The 16,434-nt window shown below is 64.3% G+C and carries 14 protein-coding genes; 11 read left to right on the forward strand and 3 right to left on the reverse strand.

What is annotated here, in order from left to right; translation table 11 throughout:
- The first annotated feature begins 4 nt into the window (after positions 1–4).
- Together C1A35_RS27210 and C1A35_RS27215 are read left to right on the forward strand one after the other, a co-directional pair.
- The gene (locus C1A35_RS27210) at positions 5–1,015 is read left to right on the forward strand and encodes a LysR substrate-binding domain-containing protein (protein ID WP_104667365.1); all 1,011 of its coding nucleotides are present in this window, start codon (positions 5–7) and stop codon (positions 1,013–1,015) included.
- Positions 1,016–1,223: 208 nt separating this feature from the next.
- A complete protein-coding gene (locus C1A35_RS27215) occupies positions 1,224–1,517 on the forward strand; it encodes a hypothetical protein (protein WP_034787562.1) in 294 nt (97 codons plus the stop codon).
- A 131-nt stretch (positions 1,518–1,648) separates the two neighbouring features.
- Here C1A35_RS27215 and C1A35_RS27220 read toward each other — a convergent pair whose 3' ends face one another.
- Complete coding sequence (locus tag C1A35_RS27220; protein ID WP_104667366.1) at positions 1,649–2,347, reverse strand: aspartate/glutamate racemase family protein; 699 nt, start codon at positions 2,345–2,347, stop codon at positions 1,649–1,651.
- A 236-nt stretch (positions 2,348–2,583) separates the two neighbouring features.
- Here C1A35_RS27220 and C1A35_RS27225 point away from each other — a divergent pair, with 236 nt between their 5' ends.
- From C1A35_RS27225 to C1A35_RS27245, 5 genes are all read left to right on the forward strand, one after another.
- Positions 2,584–4,113 carry an ABC transporter substrate-binding protein gene (locus tag C1A35_RS27225; protein ID WP_104667367.1) on the forward strand — a complete coding sequence of 510 codons (1,530 nt, stop codon included), beginning with the start codon at positions 2,584–2,586 and terminating at the stop codon, positions 4,111–4,113.
- Between the two features lie 120 nt (positions 4,114–4,233).
- Positions 4,234–5,175, forward strand: coding sequence for an ABC transporter permease (locus C1A35_RS27230; RefSeq protein WP_199773039.1), 942 nt, complete (start codon positions 4,234–4,236; stop codon positions 5,173–5,175).
- The gene (locus tag C1A35_RS27235; RefSeq protein WP_104667368.1) at positions 5,175–6,044 is read left to right on the forward strand and encodes an ABC transporter permease; all 870 of its coding nucleotides are present in this window, start codon (positions 5,175–5,177) and stop codon (positions 6,042–6,044) included. Before C1A35_RS27230 ends, C1A35_RS27235 begins: the two co-directional genes overlap by 1 nt.
- Before the next feature lie 3 nt (positions 6,045–6,047).
- Positions 6,048–7,259: an amidohydrolase/deacetylase family metallohydrolase gene (locus C1A35_RS27240; RefSeq protein WP_104667369.1), complete on the forward strand. Its 1,212-nt coding sequence runs from the start codon at positions 6,048–6,050 to the stop codon at positions 7,257–7,259.
- 20 nt (positions 7,260–7,279) lie between these two features.
- The gene (locus tag C1A35_RS27245; RefSeq protein WP_104667370.1) at positions 7,280–7,795 is read left to right on the forward strand and encodes a RidA family protein; all 516 of its coding nucleotides are present in this window, start codon (positions 7,280–7,282) and stop codon (positions 7,793–7,795) included.
- Between the two features lie 15 nt (positions 7,796–7,810).
- Here the strand turns inward: C1A35_RS27245 and C1A35_RS27250 are convergent, their stop codons facing one another.
- The gene (locus C1A35_RS27250; protein WP_104667481.1) at positions 7,811–8,617 is read right to left on the reverse strand and encodes an IclR family transcriptional regulator; all 807 of its coding nucleotides are present in this window, start codon (positions 8,615–8,617) and stop codon (positions 7,811–7,813) included.
- Positions 8,618–8,831: 214 nt separating this feature from the next.
- On the opposite strand from C1A35_RS27250, the gene C1A35_RS27255 reads away from it, so the two are divergent.
- Entirely contained in the window at positions 8,832–10,031 is a 1,200-nt protein-coding gene (locus C1A35_RS27255; RefSeq protein ID WP_104667371.1) for an aminotransferase class V-fold PLP-dependent enzyme, read from the forward strand.
- A gap of 51 nt (positions 10,032–10,082) precedes the next feature.
- Positions 10,083–11,918, forward strand: coding sequence for an ABC transporter ATP-binding protein (locus C1A35_RS27260; protein ID WP_104667372.1), 1,836 nt, complete (start codon positions 10,083–10,085; stop codon positions 11,916–11,918).
- Positions 11,919–12,011: 93 nt separating this feature from the next.
- Here the strand turns inward: C1A35_RS27260 and C1A35_RS27265 are convergent, their stop codons facing one another.
- Entirely contained in the window at positions 12,012–12,488 is a 477-nt protein-coding gene (locus C1A35_RS27265) for an Lrp/AsnC family transcriptional regulator (RefSeq protein WP_104667373.1), read from the reverse strand.
- Between the two features lie 142 nt (positions 12,489–12,630).
- On the opposite strand from C1A35_RS27265, the gene C1A35_RS27270 reads away from it, so the two are divergent.
- On the forward strand, positions 12,631–13,650 hold the full coding sequence (locus tag C1A35_RS27270) for a 1-aminocyclopropane-1-carboxylate deaminase (protein ID WP_104667374.1): 1,020 nt from the start codon (positions 12,631–12,633) through the stop codon (positions 13,648–13,650).
- Between the two features lie 51 nt (positions 13,651–13,701).
- Complete coding sequence (locus C1A35_RS27275; RefSeq protein ID WP_104667375.1) at positions 13,702–16,089, forward strand: 1-deoxy-D-xylulose-5-phosphate synthase N-terminal domain-containing protein; 2,388 nt, start codon at positions 13,702–13,704, stop codon at positions 16,087–16,089.
- Positions 16,090–16,434 lie beyond the last annotated feature (345 nt).

Below are 16,434 nucleotides of genomic sequence, written 5' to 3' on the forward strand. Positions count from 1 at the left end.
AACGATGCAAGACCTGAACGACCTCTATTATTTTGTCCAAGTCGTCGAGCATGGCGGCTTTGCGGCTGCGGCACGAGCGACCGGGACGCAAAAGTCCCGCCTGAGCCGGCGCATCGCGATGCTGGAGGACCGGCTCGGCGTCCGGCTGATCCAACGCTCGCCACGGCGGTTCTTCGTCACCGATGTCGGCCGCGAATATTACCAGCGCTGCGTTGCGGTGTTAATCGAGGCCGAGGCGGCCGATGCCTTCATCGCCCAGCACCAAGGAGAACCCCAGGGCACGATCCGGGTCAGTTGCCCCACAGCGCTGATCTCCTTCCAGTTCGGTCGACTTTTCGCCCGGTTCATGACCGCGCATCCGAAAATCAGCCTGCAGCTCGAAAGCACCAACCGGCGCGTGGACGTGATCGCCGAAGGCTTCGACGTCTCGATCCGGGTGCGGTTCCCGCCGCTGGAAAGAAGCGAGCTCGTCATGCGCAAGCTCGATGACAGCCCGCAGTATCTCGTCGCCAAGCCGGGCTTTCTCAAGGAACCGATCGGCGAGCCCGCCGAACTGACGGGACTGCCAAGCCTCGCCTGGACCTCGGCCACGCACACCTACGAATGGCGGCTGGAAAGCGCCGAGGGAGAACAGGCGGTCGTCCGGCACGAACCGCGCTTTTTGACCGACGACATGGCGGCGTTGCGCGAGGCGGCGCTCGACGGCGCCGGCATCGTGCAGCTGCCGACGATGATGATCTGGAAGGACCTGGCGGCCGGCACGCTGGTGCCCGTGCTGCCGCAGTGGCGTCCGGCATCCGGGATCGTACACGCCGTCTTCCCTTCCAGGCGCGGACTTCTGCCCTCCGTTCGCACCTTGATCGACTTTCTCGCCCAGGAATGCGCCGCCGATCGCCTGACGGTCGACGAAAGCCTGGCATGGCCGGCAAGGCCACCCCATATCATGGCCGAGAGCATCCCGCGTCCAGGCATGCCCCCTCGAAGGCGGAAAGATGCCTTAAAAACAGAGCGGTAGGGTTTCCAAGGCCCGCTCTGCGCAAGTCCGCCGACCCATGCGTCAACCGCATAGTAGCCATTCCTTGCATATCGCGCCGCCCCGCACGATCTTAATGGAGAAGCCGCGTTCGACGCCGGCTCCCCTCCTTGATCCACTACAGTCGTAGACTTTTCCCCCGGCCTTGGCCGGCGCGGCCATTTCGGCTTGAACAATAGGGAAGGTAATCATGCAGACAACTGCCAAGACTCCCGACGCCAAGACGCTTGATGCGATGACGCTGGATGAACGCTCCAACATGATGGCGCTGGTGGCCGAGGCGCTCGAGGCAACGGCCGAGAAGGCCTACGAGATCGGCGACGACCGGTTCGCCGAGAACTCGATCAGCCTCGCCAACATCATCATCGGCTGTGCGGACGACCTGGTGGTCGGCGACCTGCCGGCCGCCGAACTGCTGCTGCAGCAGGGAATAGCGCTTCTCAGCCTGTTTCCGGGCGAGCCCCGGGAATTCACCCTGCATTAGCGCGCCATGCGCTCAACTGACTGCACGCTCCAGCACTTTTATCCCAGAGCATCCTTCCGCTTCCGGTGGCTCCGCTTGAAAACGGGATGCTCCAAGGCTTGTGATCACGGTCGACGGCCCGTCGGCCGTGGTCAGGCGCCCTCGAGCGCGAGATCGACCGCAGCGAGCGCATGGATCTCGGTCGTATCGAATACCGGCACCGGGCTGTCGGCCTGCGAAATCAAGAGCATGATCTCGGTGCAACCCATGATGATCGCCTCCGCGCCGGCATCGACAAGCCGGCCGATCACCGCACGATAGGTATCGCGTGAACTGTCCCTGACGATACCGGCGACAAGCTCGCGGTAGATGATCTCGTGCACCTTCGCCCGGTCTTCGGCCTGCGGCACCAGCACATCGAGACCGAACGTCTCCGTCAAACGTCCCTTGTAGAAGTCCTGCTCCATGGTGAAGGCGGTACCGAGCAGGCCAACCTTTCGAAGGCCCGCGGCCTTGATCTTCTCCGCCGTCGGGTCGGCGATGTGCAGCAGCGGAATGGAGACAGCCGCCGAAACGTCCGATGCCATCCTGTGCATGGTGTTGGTGCAGATCATCAGGAAATCGGCGCCGCCCGCCTCCAGCCGCCGTGCCGCCGCGATCATCTCCCCGGTCAGGGCCTGCCAGTCGCCATGATGCTGCAGCCGCTCGATCTCGCCGAAATCCATCGACCACATCAGCGATTTCGCCGAATGCACGCCGCCCAAGCGGTTGCGAACCGTCTCGTTGATGATCCGATAGTACTCGGCCGAGCTCTCCCAGCTCATGCCGCCGATCAGGCCGATGACCTTCATCCAACGCTCTCCCATTTCAAGCCGGACTCCGGGCTAACAAATCGCGGGCCTTCGCGATAGCTCCCGCCGCCCATGTAATCCCGACCAAGCCACGCTTCCGGCTTTCACAGACCGTTGGCGCGGCTGCGATTGTGACAGGCGGGCGACACCCGGTTGACATTTCCGCCTTTGTGCCGTTTTATATTCCAAAATAAAGAACGACATAGCATAACTATGGAATATGAGGAGGAGCAGAAATGAAATCGACGAAATTTGCATTGCTTATCGGAACGGCTCTGGTGGCATCGGCGACGCTCGCCTTCGCCCAGGAAAAGGGCGGCGTCATCAACGTCGCGACGGTCGGCGAACCGCCGACGCTCGACCCGATGGCCTCGACCGCCGACCTCGTCGGCATCGTCTCGCAGCACATCTTCGAGACGCTCTACACCTTTGACAAGGACTGGAAGCCGACGCCGCTTCTGGCAGCAGCGCTTCCCGAGATCAGCGCCGACGGCAAGACCTACACGATCAAGCTGCGTTCGGGCGTCAAGTTCCACGACGGCACCGACCTGGACAGCAAGGACGTCGTCGCCTCGCTCGAGCGCTGGACCAAGGTCGCCTCGCGCGGCAAGCAGACGGCAACGACGATATCAGGCATCGAAGCGGTCGACCCGCTGACGGTAAAGATCTCGCTCACCACGCCTTACGCGCCGCTCGTCTCGCTGCTCGCCTTCAACAACTCGGCAGCCATCGTGCTTCCGTCGGAAAAGCAGGCCGAGCCGATGACCGATTTCGTCGGCACCGGCCCCTACCAGCTGAAGGAGCGCAAGGCTGACCAATATATCCAGCTGACCCGCTACGACGCCTACACGTCGCCGGAAGGCGAAGCCAACGGCTATGGCGGCGCCCGTCATCAATATGCCGACGAGATCCGCTTCGTGCCGGTGCCGGACCCCAACACCCGCGTCGAGGCGGCCGTCTCCGGCCAGTATGACTATGTGGACTCTCTGCCGGTGGAATCTTTTGACCGCGTGAAGGGTTCGAGCGCGTCGGATCCCGTCATGCTGCAGCCCTTCGGCTGGCCGGTCTTCGTCTTGAACTCCGGCAACGGCATGACCAAGAACCTCGACCTGCGCAAGGCGATCCGCGCCTCGCTCAGCATGGAAGACATGATGGCCGCCGCCTTCGGCACCACCGACTTCTATGCGCTCGACGCTGCCCTTTACCCCTCGCAATACACCTGGCGCACCGATGCCGGCACCGAAGGCGCCTACAACATCGCCGATCCGGAAAAGGCCGGCGAACTGCTGAAGGCCGCCGGCTACAAGGGCGAGCCGCTGCGCATCCTGACGAGCCGCCAGTACGAGTTCCACTACAAGATGGCGCAGGTCGCGGCCGAATATCTGAAGCTCGCCGGCTTCACCGTCGATCTGCAGGTGGTCGACTGGGCGACGCTCACCCAGCGCCGCGCCGACCCGACGCTCTGGGACATCTACATCACCCACAGCCCGTTCCTGCCGGAACCGGCCCTCATCGGCATGATGTCGACCAAGGCGCCCGGCAACTGGGACACGCCGGCGCGTGCCAAGGCGGTCGACGCCTTCAACGCCGAATCCGATCCGGCCAAGCGCGTGGCGCTGTGGGCCGACGTACAGAAGGTCATCTTCGAGGAAGTGCCGTTCATCAAGATCGGCGACTTCAACGCGCTGTCGGCCAAGGCAAAGACGCTTGAAGGCGTCTCACCGGCCCCGTGGCCGTACTTCTGGAACGCTTCGATCAAGAAGTAAGCTCCCCCTCCCAAGGGACTTCGGCGGATGCTCGGCCCATGGCCCGGCGTCCGCCTGAAGGGGCGCGTCGCTCCGCCTCCAGCCTTTGGGCGGAGCGCACAGGAAAGGTTCGAGGCCACCATGTTACGCTACATCTTCCAACGGCTGATGGGCATGATCGTCGTCATGGCGATCGTCGTCACGATCGTCTTCGTCATCGTCCGCGTCACGCCCGGTGACCCGGCCGCCGTCATGCTCGGCCCGGAAGCGACCCAGGAGGACATTGCGGCGCTGCGCACCCGGCTCGGCCTCGACCAGTCGCTCGGTCTGCAATATGTCTACTATATCGGGCAACTGCTTCAGGGCGATCTCGGCCAGTCGATCTTTCTCAATCAGCCGGTGACTTCGGCGCTTGCCGAACGCGCCGAGCCGACCTTCTTCCTCACCCTGTTTTCGATCGTGATCGCCTGCGCGATCGCGCTGCCGATCGGCATCTACGCCGCCTACAGGCGCGGGTCCTTCGTCGACCAGGCGGCAACCACGCTTGCGATGCTGGCGGCGAGCATTCCGAGCTTCTGGCTCGGCCTGATCCTGATCCAGGTGCTGGCGGTGCGCCTCGGCTGGTTCCCAGTCTCAGGTTATGGCGGGCCCGGATCCTCCTTCGCTGATCGCATGTATCACCTGACCTTGCCGGCGATCGCGCTCGGCGTCGTCTCCTCCGCGCTGATCCTGCGCTTTACCCGCGCCTCGATGCTCGACGTGCTCGGCGACGACTTCATCCGCACCGCGCGCGCCAAGGGACTTGGCGAACGCAGGGTGGTGATGAAACACGCGCTGAAAAACGCGCTGATCCCGATCCTGACGATCATCGGCCTCACCGCCGCCGTGCTGATCTCCGGCGCCGTCGTCACGGAAACGGTCTTCGGCCTGCCGGGTGTCGGCAACCTCGTCGTCTCCGCCGTGCTTCGCCGCGACTATCCGGTCATCCAGGGTGCGCTGCTGGTGATTGCAGCACTCTACGTGCTGATCAATTTCGCGATCGACATGCTCTACCTCCTCGTCGACCCAAGGGTGCGCTACTGATGGCTATCACCGTATCTGCCCCCGCCGAGAGCGAAGGCCGCAAATTCGTCCGCCGGCTGCTGAAGCGCAAGACCGTCGCCTTCGGCCTGATCGTGCTCACCGTCTTCGTGCTGCTCGCCGTCTTCGCACCGCTGATTGCGCCTTATGCGCCCGGCAAGCTGTCGATCGTCAACCGGCTGCAGCCGCCGAGCCTGCAATGGTTCTTCGGCACCGACGAGTTCGGCCGCGATGTCTTTTCGCGCACCATCTATGCCGGCCGGTTGTCGTTGCTCGTCGGTGCCGCCGTCGTCACGCTCGCCACCGTGATCGGCGTCGTGCTCGGCCTGCTTGCCGGCTTCTTTCCGAAGCTCGACACGCCGATCGCCCGCGTCATCGACGCGATGATGGCCTTCCCGGACATCCTGCTCGCGATCGCGCTCGTCGCGGCCCTGGGGCCCTCGCTGACGACGGTGATCATCGCGCTCAGCATCGTCTATGCGCCCAGGCTTGCCCGCGTGGTGCGCGCCTCGACCCTGGTGATCCGCGAGCTTCCCTATGTCGAGGCTGCCCGTGCGCTCGGCATCTCGACGCCGCACATCATGACGCGGCACGTGCTGCGCAATCTGCTGTCGCCGGTCCTCGTCCAGGGCACCTTCCTCTTTGCCCATGCGATGCTTGCCGAAGCCGGGCTTTCCTTCCTCGGCGTCGGCGTCAGCCCGGAAATCCCCACCTGGGGCACGATGATCGCCTCGGGTCGTCAATATATCGGCCAGGCCGACTGGGTGACGCTCTTCCCCGGCATCGCCATCGTGCTCTCGGTCTTGTCGTTGCAGATGGTCGGGGACGGCCTGCGCGACATGCTCGACCCCCGCCTCAGAAAGGACCTGTAAGTCATGGCTAACCAAAACAGCGGCAACGGCCCGGTGCTGATCCGGCAAGTGAAGCCCGTCGCCTTCGGCATGGTGCCACCGGCGGAAACCATCGACATCCTCGTCGACGGCGAAGGTCGCATCGCAGCGCTCGGCCAAAACCTGCAGGCACCGGACGGCGCGCGGCTGGTCGAGGGCAACGGCGCCTGGATTTCGCCCGGCTGGATCGACCTGCACGCCCATGTCTGGCACGGCGGCACCGACATCTCCGTGCGCCCGCAGCTTTGCGGCATGGAGCGCGGCGTTACCACCATCGTCGATGCGGGTTCGGCCGGCGAAGCCAATTTCCACGGCTTCCGCGAATACATCATCGAGCCCTCGCGCGAGCGCATCAAGGCGTTCCTCAATCTCGGCTCGATCGGTCTCGTCGCCTGCAACCGCGTCAGCGAGCTCTCGGACATCCGCTCGATCGACATCGACCGCATCATCGCCTGCTACCAGGAAAACCGCGAACACATCGTCGGCCTCAAGGTGCGCGCCAGCCACGTGATCACCGGTTCCTGGGGCGTGACCCCGGTGAAGCTCGGCAAGAAGATCGCCAAGATCCTGAAGATTCCGATGATGGTGCATGTCGGCGAACCGCCGGCGCTCTATGACGAGGTGCTCGAAATCCTCGGACCTGGCGACATCGTCACCCATTGCTTCAACGGCAAGGCCGGCTCCAGCATCATCGAGGACGAGGACCTGTTCGAGCTTGCCGAGCGCTGCGCCGGCGAAGGCATCCGCCTCGACATCGGCCATGGCGGCGCCTCCTTCTCCTTCCGTGTGGCGGAAGTGGCGATCGCTCGCGGGCTCCTGCCCTTCTCGATTTCCACCGACGTGCACTTGCGCAGCATGAACCAGTCCGTCTGGGATCTCGGCACCACGATGTCGAAGCTGCTCAGCGTCGGCATGCCCTTCGAAAAGGTGGTCGAGGCCGTGACCCAGGCGCCCGCCTCGGTCATCCGCCTGCCGATGGACAACCTGCTCACGGTCGGCGCCCGCGCCGAGTTCACGCTCTTCGATCTCGTCGACAGCGAACTCCGGGTCTTCGATTCCCTCGGCACCGAAGCCCATCTCAGCCGCCTCTTCGAACCGCGTTACGCGGTGATGGGCACCGAGGTGGTCGCCGCCAACCGCTACCAGCCGCAACACATCGAATGCCCGGACCACAGCCACGGCTTCAGCTACCGCTGAGCCGGGCGCAGAGTACAGAAATGACAGGACAACGCGTGAACAGTCTGGATCCGAAAAACGACAGCCCTGCCGCTGTCTCACCCTACGACCGCCTTCAGGCCCTCGGCATCGACCTGCCGCCGGCGCCGCCGCCGATCGCCAACTTCGTGACGCATGTGCGCGAAGGCAACATCCTGTATCTGTCCGGCCAGGGCCCTCGCGAGCCCGACGGTCACCTCTATGCCGGCAAGGTCGGCGGCGATGTCGACATCGACAGCGCCTACGATCACGCACGGCTGACCGGCATCAACCTGCTGGCCGTCATGCACGACGCGCTGGGAGATCTCGGCCGCGTCAAGCGCATCGTCAAGATCCTCGGCATGGTCAATGCCGTTCCGGATTTCGCCGAGCATCCGCGCGTCATCAACGGCTGCTCGGACCTGATGATGGACGTCTTCGGCGAGGCGGGCAGCCATGCGCGCTCGGCGGTGGGTTTCGGGTCGCTGCCCGGCAACATCACCGTCGAGATCGAGGCGATCGTCGCTCTCCACGAGTGACGACGGGAGGTCGGATCAATGGCTGCGCCAGCCCATCATCTTTTCGATCCGCTCGGCGGAAACCCTGACGTGATCGGCGTAGAACGCCCGGTCGTCGAGGATTTTCTGCTCGGGCAGCACGATCGAGATCGTGGCGGCGCAATTGCCCTTGTCGTCGAGGATCGGGGCTGCGACGCAGGCAACCGCATAATCGGATTCGCCCGCCTGGATCGACAGCCGTGCGGCAAGCGCGCTTTCGGCCTGGGCGGAAAGCGCGGCCGGATCGATGTCGGCGCGTCCGGTCGGCGAGGTGCGGGCGCAGCGACGGAAGAGTTCGAGCCGTTCGTCGGCCGGCAGATGGCCGACGAGCAGACGACCGGAGGCTGTCCAGTTGAGCGGCACGCGCGTGCCGACGCGCGAGGTCACCTGGAAATGGCCGGGACCGTCGGCCATGGCGAGCACCTGCATGTAGTCGCCGTCGCGGCCGCAGAGCTGGATCGTTTCGGCCACCTCGCGGCCGAGATCATGCATCTCGCGGGTGGCAACGCCGAGGAAATCGAGCGAGCGGGCATAGGCGAGACCATAATGGTAGAGCCGGTCGCCGAGCCAGACGAGGCCATCGGCATCGCGGCTGAGCAGGTTCTTCTCGACCATGTCGTCGACGATCACGTAAGCGGTCGACAGCGGCGCACCGACGGCCTTTGCAATGGCGTAGACGCCGCTCGGCGCGCCCGTCTCATAGAGAAAGTCGAGCACCTGCAGGGCGCGGTCCATGCCGCTTACGCGCGAGCGGCGCGGCTTGCCCGTCGTTTCAATGTCGTCGTTCGGCGCGGCGTCGGTCATCGTCTTGTCCACTGTTCCACTCCTGCGCAGCCTGGAGCGCGCATCCTCCGGAAATTGCCAGGCTCTGCCGTCGCTGCGCCGCCGCCGGCGGTCGCATTCCGTGACGGAAAGCCTCACCCATACTTCATTACTATGGTAGATATTCCGCGAAAACGGAATAGTCTACCCGCTTCGACCACCAGAAAATCGCCTGCCAAATCATATGGAGACCACAATGCCTGACCGTGACATTCGCGAAGCTCTCGGACTTCGTCCCGTAATCAACGTCTCCGGCACGATGACCAGCCTCGGTGCATCGATCGTGGTCCCGGAAGCGATCGCCGCCATGACAGGCATACTGCCGCAGTTCGTCGAGATCAACGACCTGCAGCGCAAGGTAAGCCCCGTCATTGCGCGGCTGACGGGTGCCGAAGCCGGCTTCATCACGGCGTCGTGCTCCGCCGGCATCAGCCTTGCCGTCGCAGGCTGCATGACCGGCAGCGACCTTGCCGCCATCGAGCGCCTGCCGGATACGACGGGCCTCAAGAATGAAGTCATCCTGCAGATGGGCCATGTGGTCAGCTACGGCGCGCCCGTCGACCAGGCGATCCGGCTTGCCGGCGCCAAGCCTGTTATCGTCGGTCAGGCGACGTCGGCCTATCGCTACCATATCGAAGGCGCGATCAACGAGCGCACCGCCTGCGCCGTCTACGTCGTCTCCCACCACGTCGTGCAATACGGCCTCGTCGGCCTCAGGGAGTTTGCCGAGGTCTGCCATGCCAAGGGCGTGCCCGTCATCGTCGACGCCGCCTCCGAATACGATCTGCGCATCTTCCTCGATCACGGCGCCGACATCGTGCTCTATTCCGGCCACAAGTTCCTGGGCGGCCCGACCTCGGGCATCGTCGCCGGCAAGAAGGACCTGGTGCGCAACACCTTCCTGCAGAACCTCGGCATCGGCCGCGGCATGAAGGTCGGCAAGGAAAGCATGCTTGGGGTGATGGCGGCGCTTCAAGCCTGGGAGACGCGCGACCATGCCGGCATCCGCGAGCGCGAAGCCGGCTATCTCAACCTGTGGCATCAGACGCTCGATGGCCGCCCCGGCATCAAGCCGGTGATCGAGGCCGACCCGACCAACAACCCGCTCGACCGCCTGCGCGTCAATATCGACCCGGAGGAAGCCCATATTGCCGCCTGGGATCTCGCCGACGCGCTTGCCCGCGGCACGCCGCCGATCATCGTTCGCGACCACGAGGCCGAGCACAACTACTTCTACCTCGACCCCTGCAACCTGCATCCGGGCCAGGAGAAGGTGGTCGCAGGCCGCCTCGCCGAGGAACTCGACAAGGCACGCGCCTCCAACGAGATCATCGCGACCTCGCTTGCCGAGCGCAATGCCCGCCGTTTCGCCGGCCTGCTGCGCTGGCCCGATTGAACCGCGACGACGACCAGACACCGACACGCAGCACCTGACGGAGGAGACGAGATGACCGAGACCCAAGCCCCAAAGGACCGTTCGACGGCGCCCGTTCTCTCCGTCGAGAACCTGACCACGTCGTTCCTGGTGGACGGTGCCTGGAAACCGGTCGTCCGCGACATCTCCTTCTCGGTTGCGCCGGGCGAGACCGTCGCGATCGTCGGGGAATCCGGCTCGGGCAAGAGCGTCACGTCGCTCTCGATCATGCGGCTCCTGCAGAAGGAGACGAGCCGGATCGGGGGTCGGGTGATGATGGGCGGGCGCAATATCCTCGACCTGCCCGAAAGCGAGATGCGCAACGTGCGCGGCAACGACGTGGCGATGATCTTCCAGGAGCCGATGACCAGCCTCAACCCGCTGTTCACCATCGGCGACCAGATCTCGGAAGCCTTGCTCTGCCACAGGCCGATGTCGAAGGCCGATGCGAGGGCCGAGACCATCCGGCTGCTCGAAAAGGTCCGCATTCCCTCGGCCGCCTCGCGTTTCGACGAGTACCCGCATCGCTTCTCCGGTGGCATGCGCCAGCGCGTGATGATCGCCATGGCGCTTGCGAGCCGTCCGAAGCTCCTGATCGCCGACGAGCCGACCACGGCGCTCGACGTCACCATCCAGGGCCAGATCCTCGACCTGATCAAGGTGCTGCAGGAGGAGGAAGGCACCTCGGTGCTCTTCATCACCCACGATATGGGCGTGGTTGCCGAGATCGCCGACCGCACCGTGGTAATGTTCCGCGGCGACGCGGTCGAGACCGGGCCGACGGAGGACATCTTCCTTCGGGCGAAGCACCCCTATACCCGGGCGCTGCTTTCGGCCGTGCCGATGCTCGGCTCGATGAAGGGCGAAAGCCAGCCGATGCGCTTTCCCGTCATCGACGCCGCGACCGGGCTGCCGACCGCATCGGCGGAAGCCACCGATACGGTGCAATCCGGCCGCAAGCCGATCCTCGAAGTCAAGAACCTCGTCAAGCGCTTCGACATTCACGCCGGCCTGCTCGGCAAGCTGAAAGGCCGCGTGCACGCGATCGAAAACGTCTCCTTCAGCCTGCAGCCGGGCGAAACCCTGTCGCTCGTCGGTGAATCCGGTTGCGGCAAGTCGACGACGGGTCGCGCCATCATGCGGCTGATCGAGCCGGAAAGCGGCTCCGTGACGCTCGACGGCCAGGATGTGCTCAAAATGGACCGCAGGCAGCTGCGCGAGATGCGCCGCACCATGCAGATGATCTTCCAGGACCCCTTTGCCAGTCTCAATCCGCGCATGACGGTGGGGGCTGCCATCGCCGAACCCTATCTCGAGCACAAGCTCGGCACGGCGCGGCAGGCGCGCGAGAAGGTCGCCGACCTCTTGGAACGCGTCGGCCTGCAGGCCGACATGGCGGCGCGCTATCCGCACGAGTTCTCCGGCGGCCAGCGCCAGCGCGTCTGCATCGCACGCGCCTTGGCGCTCGACCCGAAGGTGATCGTCGCCGACGAGTCCGTCTCAGCACTCGACGTCTCGATCAAGGCGCAGGTCATCAACCTGCTCCTCGACCTGCAGGCGAGCCTCGGTCTTGCCTATCTGTTCATCTCGCACGACATGGCCGTCGTCGAGCGTGTCAGCCACCGCGTCGCCGTCATGCATCTCGGCGAGATCGTCGAGATCGGTTCGCGCACGCAGGTGTTCGAGAACCCGCAGCATCCCTATACGAAGAAGCTGATGGCAGCCGTGCCGATCGCCGATCCGACCCGACGCCACACCCGCCGCAATGTCGCCAGCGACGAGCTCAAGAGCCCGTTGCGCGCGCCCGACTACGTGCCGGAAGCGCGGCGCTACCAGCAGGTCGCCGACGATCATTTCGTCCAGGTCTGATCGGGCTGCACCTGTTGGGCCGCATCCGGCGCGCTGAAGACGCGCCGGGTCTCGCGTGCCCGTCGATGCGAAAGTCCAATCGTTCGACGGCCGTCAGAACGGCAGCCGGGCGTTCTCCTTGACTTCCTTCATCACAAAGAAAGTGCGCGTCTGGCGCACCCCCGGTAACGCAATCAGCTTCTGGCCGTGCAGCTTGTTGAAGTCCGCCATGTCTCGGACCCGGATTTTCAAGAGATAGTCGAAGTCGCCGGCAACGAGATTGCAGTCGAGCACTTCCTTCATCTCCAGCACCGCGCCCTCGAAGGCGGCAAAGCTCTCGGGCGTCGAACGATCGAGCACAACGCCGACCATCACCAACGCTCCAAGACCGACCGCTGCCGGCGCGACCTCGGCCCTCACACCGGTGATATGCCCCTCTTCGAACAACCTCTGTGTTCGCCGATGACAGGTCGCCGGACTGACGTTTACCCGCTCGGCGAGGTCGGCGTTCGTCAGCCGTCCTTCGGATTGCAGGGCACGCAGGATCTTGAGATCGATCCGGTCAAAATCCTCCTCGGAAGAATCTTTCATTTTCTATCCCGCTTATTGAAGAAAGATGAAACTCGACCGGAATTCTATTCGATCCGGAGAATTTCGGACAGCAACTTAGAGAGCACCTTTCACGCGACTTCGCCTATCCTTCTCCTACAATTTTCACAGGGAGGCCTGGATCATGTCACTGCTTGAGAAGTTCGAACGCTACCCACTCACCTTCGGCCCGACGCCGATCGAGCATTTGCCGCGACTGACCGCGGCGCTCGGCGGCAAGGTCAAGATCTATGCCAAACGCGACGACTGCAATTCCGGTCTCGCCATGGGCGGCAACAAGCTCCGGAAGCTCGAATACATCGTGCCAGACGCGATCGCGTCCGGCGCCGACACGCTGGTCTCGATCGGCGGCGTCCAGTCGAACCACACGCGCATGGTTGCCGCGACCGCCGCCAAGATCGGCATGAAGTGCGTCGTCATCCAGGAAAAATGGGTTCCGCACTATGATGCGGTCTATGACCGCGTCGGCAACATCCTGATGACACGGCTGATGGGAGCGGACAGCCGGCTCGTCGACGACGGTTTCGACATCGGTATCCGCAAGAGCTGGGAAGATGCGATCCAGTCGGTGAAGGATGCCGGCGGCAAGCCCTACCCGATCCCGGCCGGCGCCTCGGTGCACAAGTATGGCGCACTCGGTTACGTCGGCTTCGCCGAAGAGGTGGCGGCACAGGAGAAGGAGCTTGGCTTCACCTTCGACTACATCGTCGTCTGCGTCGTCACCGGCTCCACCCAGGGCGGCATGATCGTCGGCTTTGCCGCACAGGACCGCGCCGATCGGGTGATCGGCATCGATGCATCGGGCACGCTCGAGCAGACCCGCTCCCAGGTTCGAAGGATCGTCGACTCGACGGCAGAACTGGTTCGCCTCGGCAGGGCGATCCGCGAAGACGAGATCGTGATCAATCCCGATTACGCCTATCCCGCCTATGGCGTACCTTCGGAAGAAACCAACGCGGCGATCCGGCTTGCGGCCCGCACCGAGGCGATGATCACCGATCCGGTCTATGAGGGCAAGTCCATGCAAGGCATGATCGACCTTACGCGCAAGGGTTTCTTTCCCGAGGGGTCCCGCGTCCTCTACGCCCATCTCGGCGGCGCGCCGGCGCTCAACGGCTACAGCTACTACTACAAGGACGGCTGAAACGCCGTCCGCACCCTGTCACCTTCCGTCCTTCTCCATCGGAACCTGGCGATGACCGACACGACCCATCTGAAGACCATCGAAAAACGCCTGCTCTGGCTCTCCCACTGGATGATCCACCATGCCAACCACATCCGGCCGAAGGTCGACGGCATCAAGATCGGCGGGCACCAGGCAAGCTCCGCCTCGGTCGCCTCGATCATGACGGCGCTTTATTTCTCGGCGCTCAGGCCGGAGGATCGTGTCGCCGTCAAGCCACACGCGGCACCGGTGTTCCACGCAATGCAGTATCTGATGGGCCGGCAGACCCGCGAGAAACTTGAGAACTTCCGCGGCTTTGGCGGGGCGCAGAGCTATCCGAGCCGGACCAAGGATGTCGACGACGTCGATTTTTCGACCGGCTCGGTCGGTCTCGGCGTCGGCATCACCGCACTCGCCTCGATCGTCCAGGATTTCGTCCGCGCCAAACAATGGGGCGAGGGCAAGATCGGCCGCATGGTGGCGCTCGTCGGCGATGCCGAACTTGACGAAGGCAATGTCTACGAGACGCTACAGGAGGGCTGGAAGAACGACCTCAGGAATTGCTGGTGGATCATCGACTATAACAGGCAGTCGCTCGACGGCATCGTGCGCGAGGGCCTGTTCGAGCGCGTCGAGAAAATCTTCGACGCCTTCGGCTGGGACGTGGTGCGGGTGAAATATGGCGTGCTGCAGCGCGCGGCCTTTGCCGAACCGGGCGGGAGCAAGCTGCGCGACTGGATCGACGGTTGCTCCAACCAGGACTATGCGGCGCTGACTTTCATGGGCGGTGCCGTCTGGCGCAAGCGGCTTGCCGACGATCTCGGCGACCAGGGCGACGTCTCCGCCCTCATCGACCGACGCAGCGATGCCGAGCTCTCGGCGCTGATGGAAAACCTCGGTGGCAACTGCGTCGAGACGATGGCCGAAACCTTCGCCGCGATCGACCATGACCGGCCGACCTGCTTCCTTGCCTATACGATCAAGGGCTGGAGCACGCCGATTGCCGGCCACAAGGACAATCACGGTGGCCTGATGACGACGACCCAGTTTGCCGAATGGCAGGCGCATATGGGTGTCGCGCCCGGCGAGGAATGGGAGCCGTTCGCCGGAGTGGCGGATCGTCAGGCGCTCAAGACATTCCTCGCCGCGGTCCCCTTCTTTGCCGAAGGCACGCGCCGCCACGCCGATCACCGGCTGGAGGTGCCCGCCATCGCCATTGAGACGCAGCGCGAAATTTCCACGCAGATGGCCTTCGGCAAGATCCTCGACGATCTCGCCAAGGGCAAGTCGGACCTCGCCGAACGCATCCTCACGACGTCGCCCGATGTCACCGGCACCACCAGTCTTGGCGCCTGGGTCAACCGGCGCAAGCTCTTTGCCCGCCAGCCGCTCGCCGACGCATTCATCGAGCACCGTATTGCATCGACGGCAAAGTGGGAGTTCACGCCGGAGGGCCAGCATGTGGAGCTCGGCATCGCCGAGATGAATCTGTTCCTCTTGCTCGGCGCCGCCGGCCTCAGCCATTCGCTCTTCGGCAAAAGGCTGATCCCGATCGGTACGGTCTATGACCCCTTCGTCTGCCGTGGCCTCGATGCGCTCAACTATGCCTGCTACCAGGACGCCCGCTTCATGATCGTCGGCACGCCCTCGGGCGTGACGCTGGCGCCGGAAGGCGGCGCGCACCAGTCGATCGGCACGCCCCTCATCGGGATCAGCCAGGACGGCCTTGCAGCCTTCGAGCCCGCCTTTGCCGATGAACTCGCCGTCATCATGGAGTGGGCCTTCGACTACTTGCAGCGCGATGGCGACAACGATCCGGACGAGCGCACCTGGCTGCGCGACGAGACTGGCGGCTCCGTCTATCTGAGGCTCACCACCAAACCGCTGGAGCAACCGTTGAAACGGGTCGACAACGACTTCCGCCAGGGCGCGATCGACGGCGCTTACTGGCTGCGCAAGCCAGGGCCGAACTGCGATATCGTCATTGCCTATCAGGGTGCGGTGGCGGACGAGGCGATTGCCGCTGCCGGCCTTATAGGCGAGGTCCGCCGCGACATCGGCGTGCTCGCCGTCACCTCGGCTGACCGTCTCAATGCCGGTTGGACGGCAGCGCAGCGCGAGCGCGCCCGTGGCAACCCCCGTGCGAAAAGCCATATCGAGCGGCTGCTCGATCCGCTGCCCGGCCACTGCGCGATCGTCACCGTGCTCGATGGCCATCCGGCAGCGCTCTCGTGGCTCGGTGCCGTCGCCGGCCACCGCACCATCGCGCACGGCGTCGAGCATTTCGGCCAGACCGGCACGATCGGCGATCTCTACCGCCACTCCCGGCTCGACCGCAACGCGCTCGCGGCATCCGCAATGGCGCTGACGGCAGGCCGGCGTACGGCTGCCGGACAAGCGGCTCTCCTCTTTCCCTAGTTCGGCAATCGCCGTCCGAACCATCGAAGACGAACCATCATGCGCCGCAGGCCCCGCGGCCAGAGCATGCGTGCGCCTTCCAAAATCCAGAAGCGTCACCTGTACGCCCGACTATGTGCCGGTCGAGCGGCGCTACCAGAAAATCGCCGACGATCATTTGGCCCAGGTCTGACGGTGTCGGCCCCGATCGACCACTCGTACCGTCGACAGAACGGATGCGCGCTGCCGACGGCGCAACATGGCGGGAGTTCGCTGCGTCGCAGAACGGCGCGACGCAAGATCCATGATCCAGTCCGTTCGCCACAAGCGTAGCGAGAAGCACGCCGGCAATTCCCTCCTCCATCG

Origin of the sequence: Ensifer adhaerens, from assembly GCF_002940685.1 — a bacterium.
In the GTDB taxonomy this organism is placed as follows: domain Bacteria; phylum Pseudomonadota; class Alphaproteobacteria; order Rhizobiales; family Rhizobiaceae; genus Ensifer; species Ensifer adhaerens_E.

Bases quoted from the DNA above. Each gene is read 5' to 3' on its own strand.
- C1A35_RS27210 (WP_104667365.1), top strand. From the start codon at position 5: ATGCAAGACCTGAACGACCTCTATTATTTTGTCCAAGTCGTCGAGCAT.
- C1A35_RS27215 (WP_034787562.1), top strand. From the start codon at position 1,224: ATGCAGACAACTGCCAAGACTCCCGACGCCAAGACGCTTGATGCGATG.
- C1A35_RS27220 (WP_104667366.1), bottom strand. From the start codon at position 2,347: ATGAAGGTCATCGGCCTGATCGGCGGCATGAGCTGGGAGAGCTCGGCC.
- C1A35_RS27225 (WP_104667367.1), top strand. From the start codon at position 2,584: ATGAAATCGACGAAATTTGCATTGCTTATCGGAACGGCTCTGGTGGCA.
- C1A35_RS27230 (WP_199773039.1), top strand. From the start codon at position 4,234: ATGTTACGCTACATCTTCCAACGGCTGATGGGCATGATCGTCGTCATG.
- C1A35_RS27235 (WP_104667368.1), top strand. From the start codon at position 5,175: ATGGCTATCACCGTATCTGCCCCCGCCGAGAGCGAAGGCCGCAAATTC.
- C1A35_RS27240 (WP_104667369.1), top strand. From the start codon at position 6,048: ATGGCTAACCAAAACAGCGGCAACGGCCCGGTGCTGATCCGGCAAGTG.
- C1A35_RS27245 (WP_104667370.1), top strand. From the start codon at position 7,280: ATGACAGGACAACGCGTGAACAGTCTGGATCCGAAAAACGACAGCCCT.
- C1A35_RS27250 (WP_104667481.1), bottom strand. From the start codon at position 8,617: ATGACCGACGCCGCGCCGAACGACGACATTGAAACGACGGGCAAGCCG.
- C1A35_RS27255 (WP_104667371.1), top strand. From the start codon at position 8,832: ATGCCTGACCGTGACATTCGCGAAGCTCTCGGACTTCGTCCCGTAATC.
- C1A35_RS27260 (WP_104667372.1), top strand. From the start codon at position 10,083: ATGACCGAGACCCAAGCCCCAAAGGACCGTTCGACGGCGCCCGTTCTC.
- C1A35_RS27265 (WP_104667373.1), bottom strand. From the start codon at position 12,488: ATGAAAGATTCTTCCGAGGAGGATTTTGACCGGATCGATCTCAAGATC.
- C1A35_RS27270 (WP_104667374.1), top strand. From the start codon at position 12,631: ATGTCACTGCTTGAGAAGTTCGAACGCTACCCACTCACCTTCGGCCCG.
- C1A35_RS27275 (WP_104667375.1), top strand. From the start codon at position 13,702: ATGACCGACACGACCCATCTGAAGACCATCGAAAAACGCCTGCTCTGG.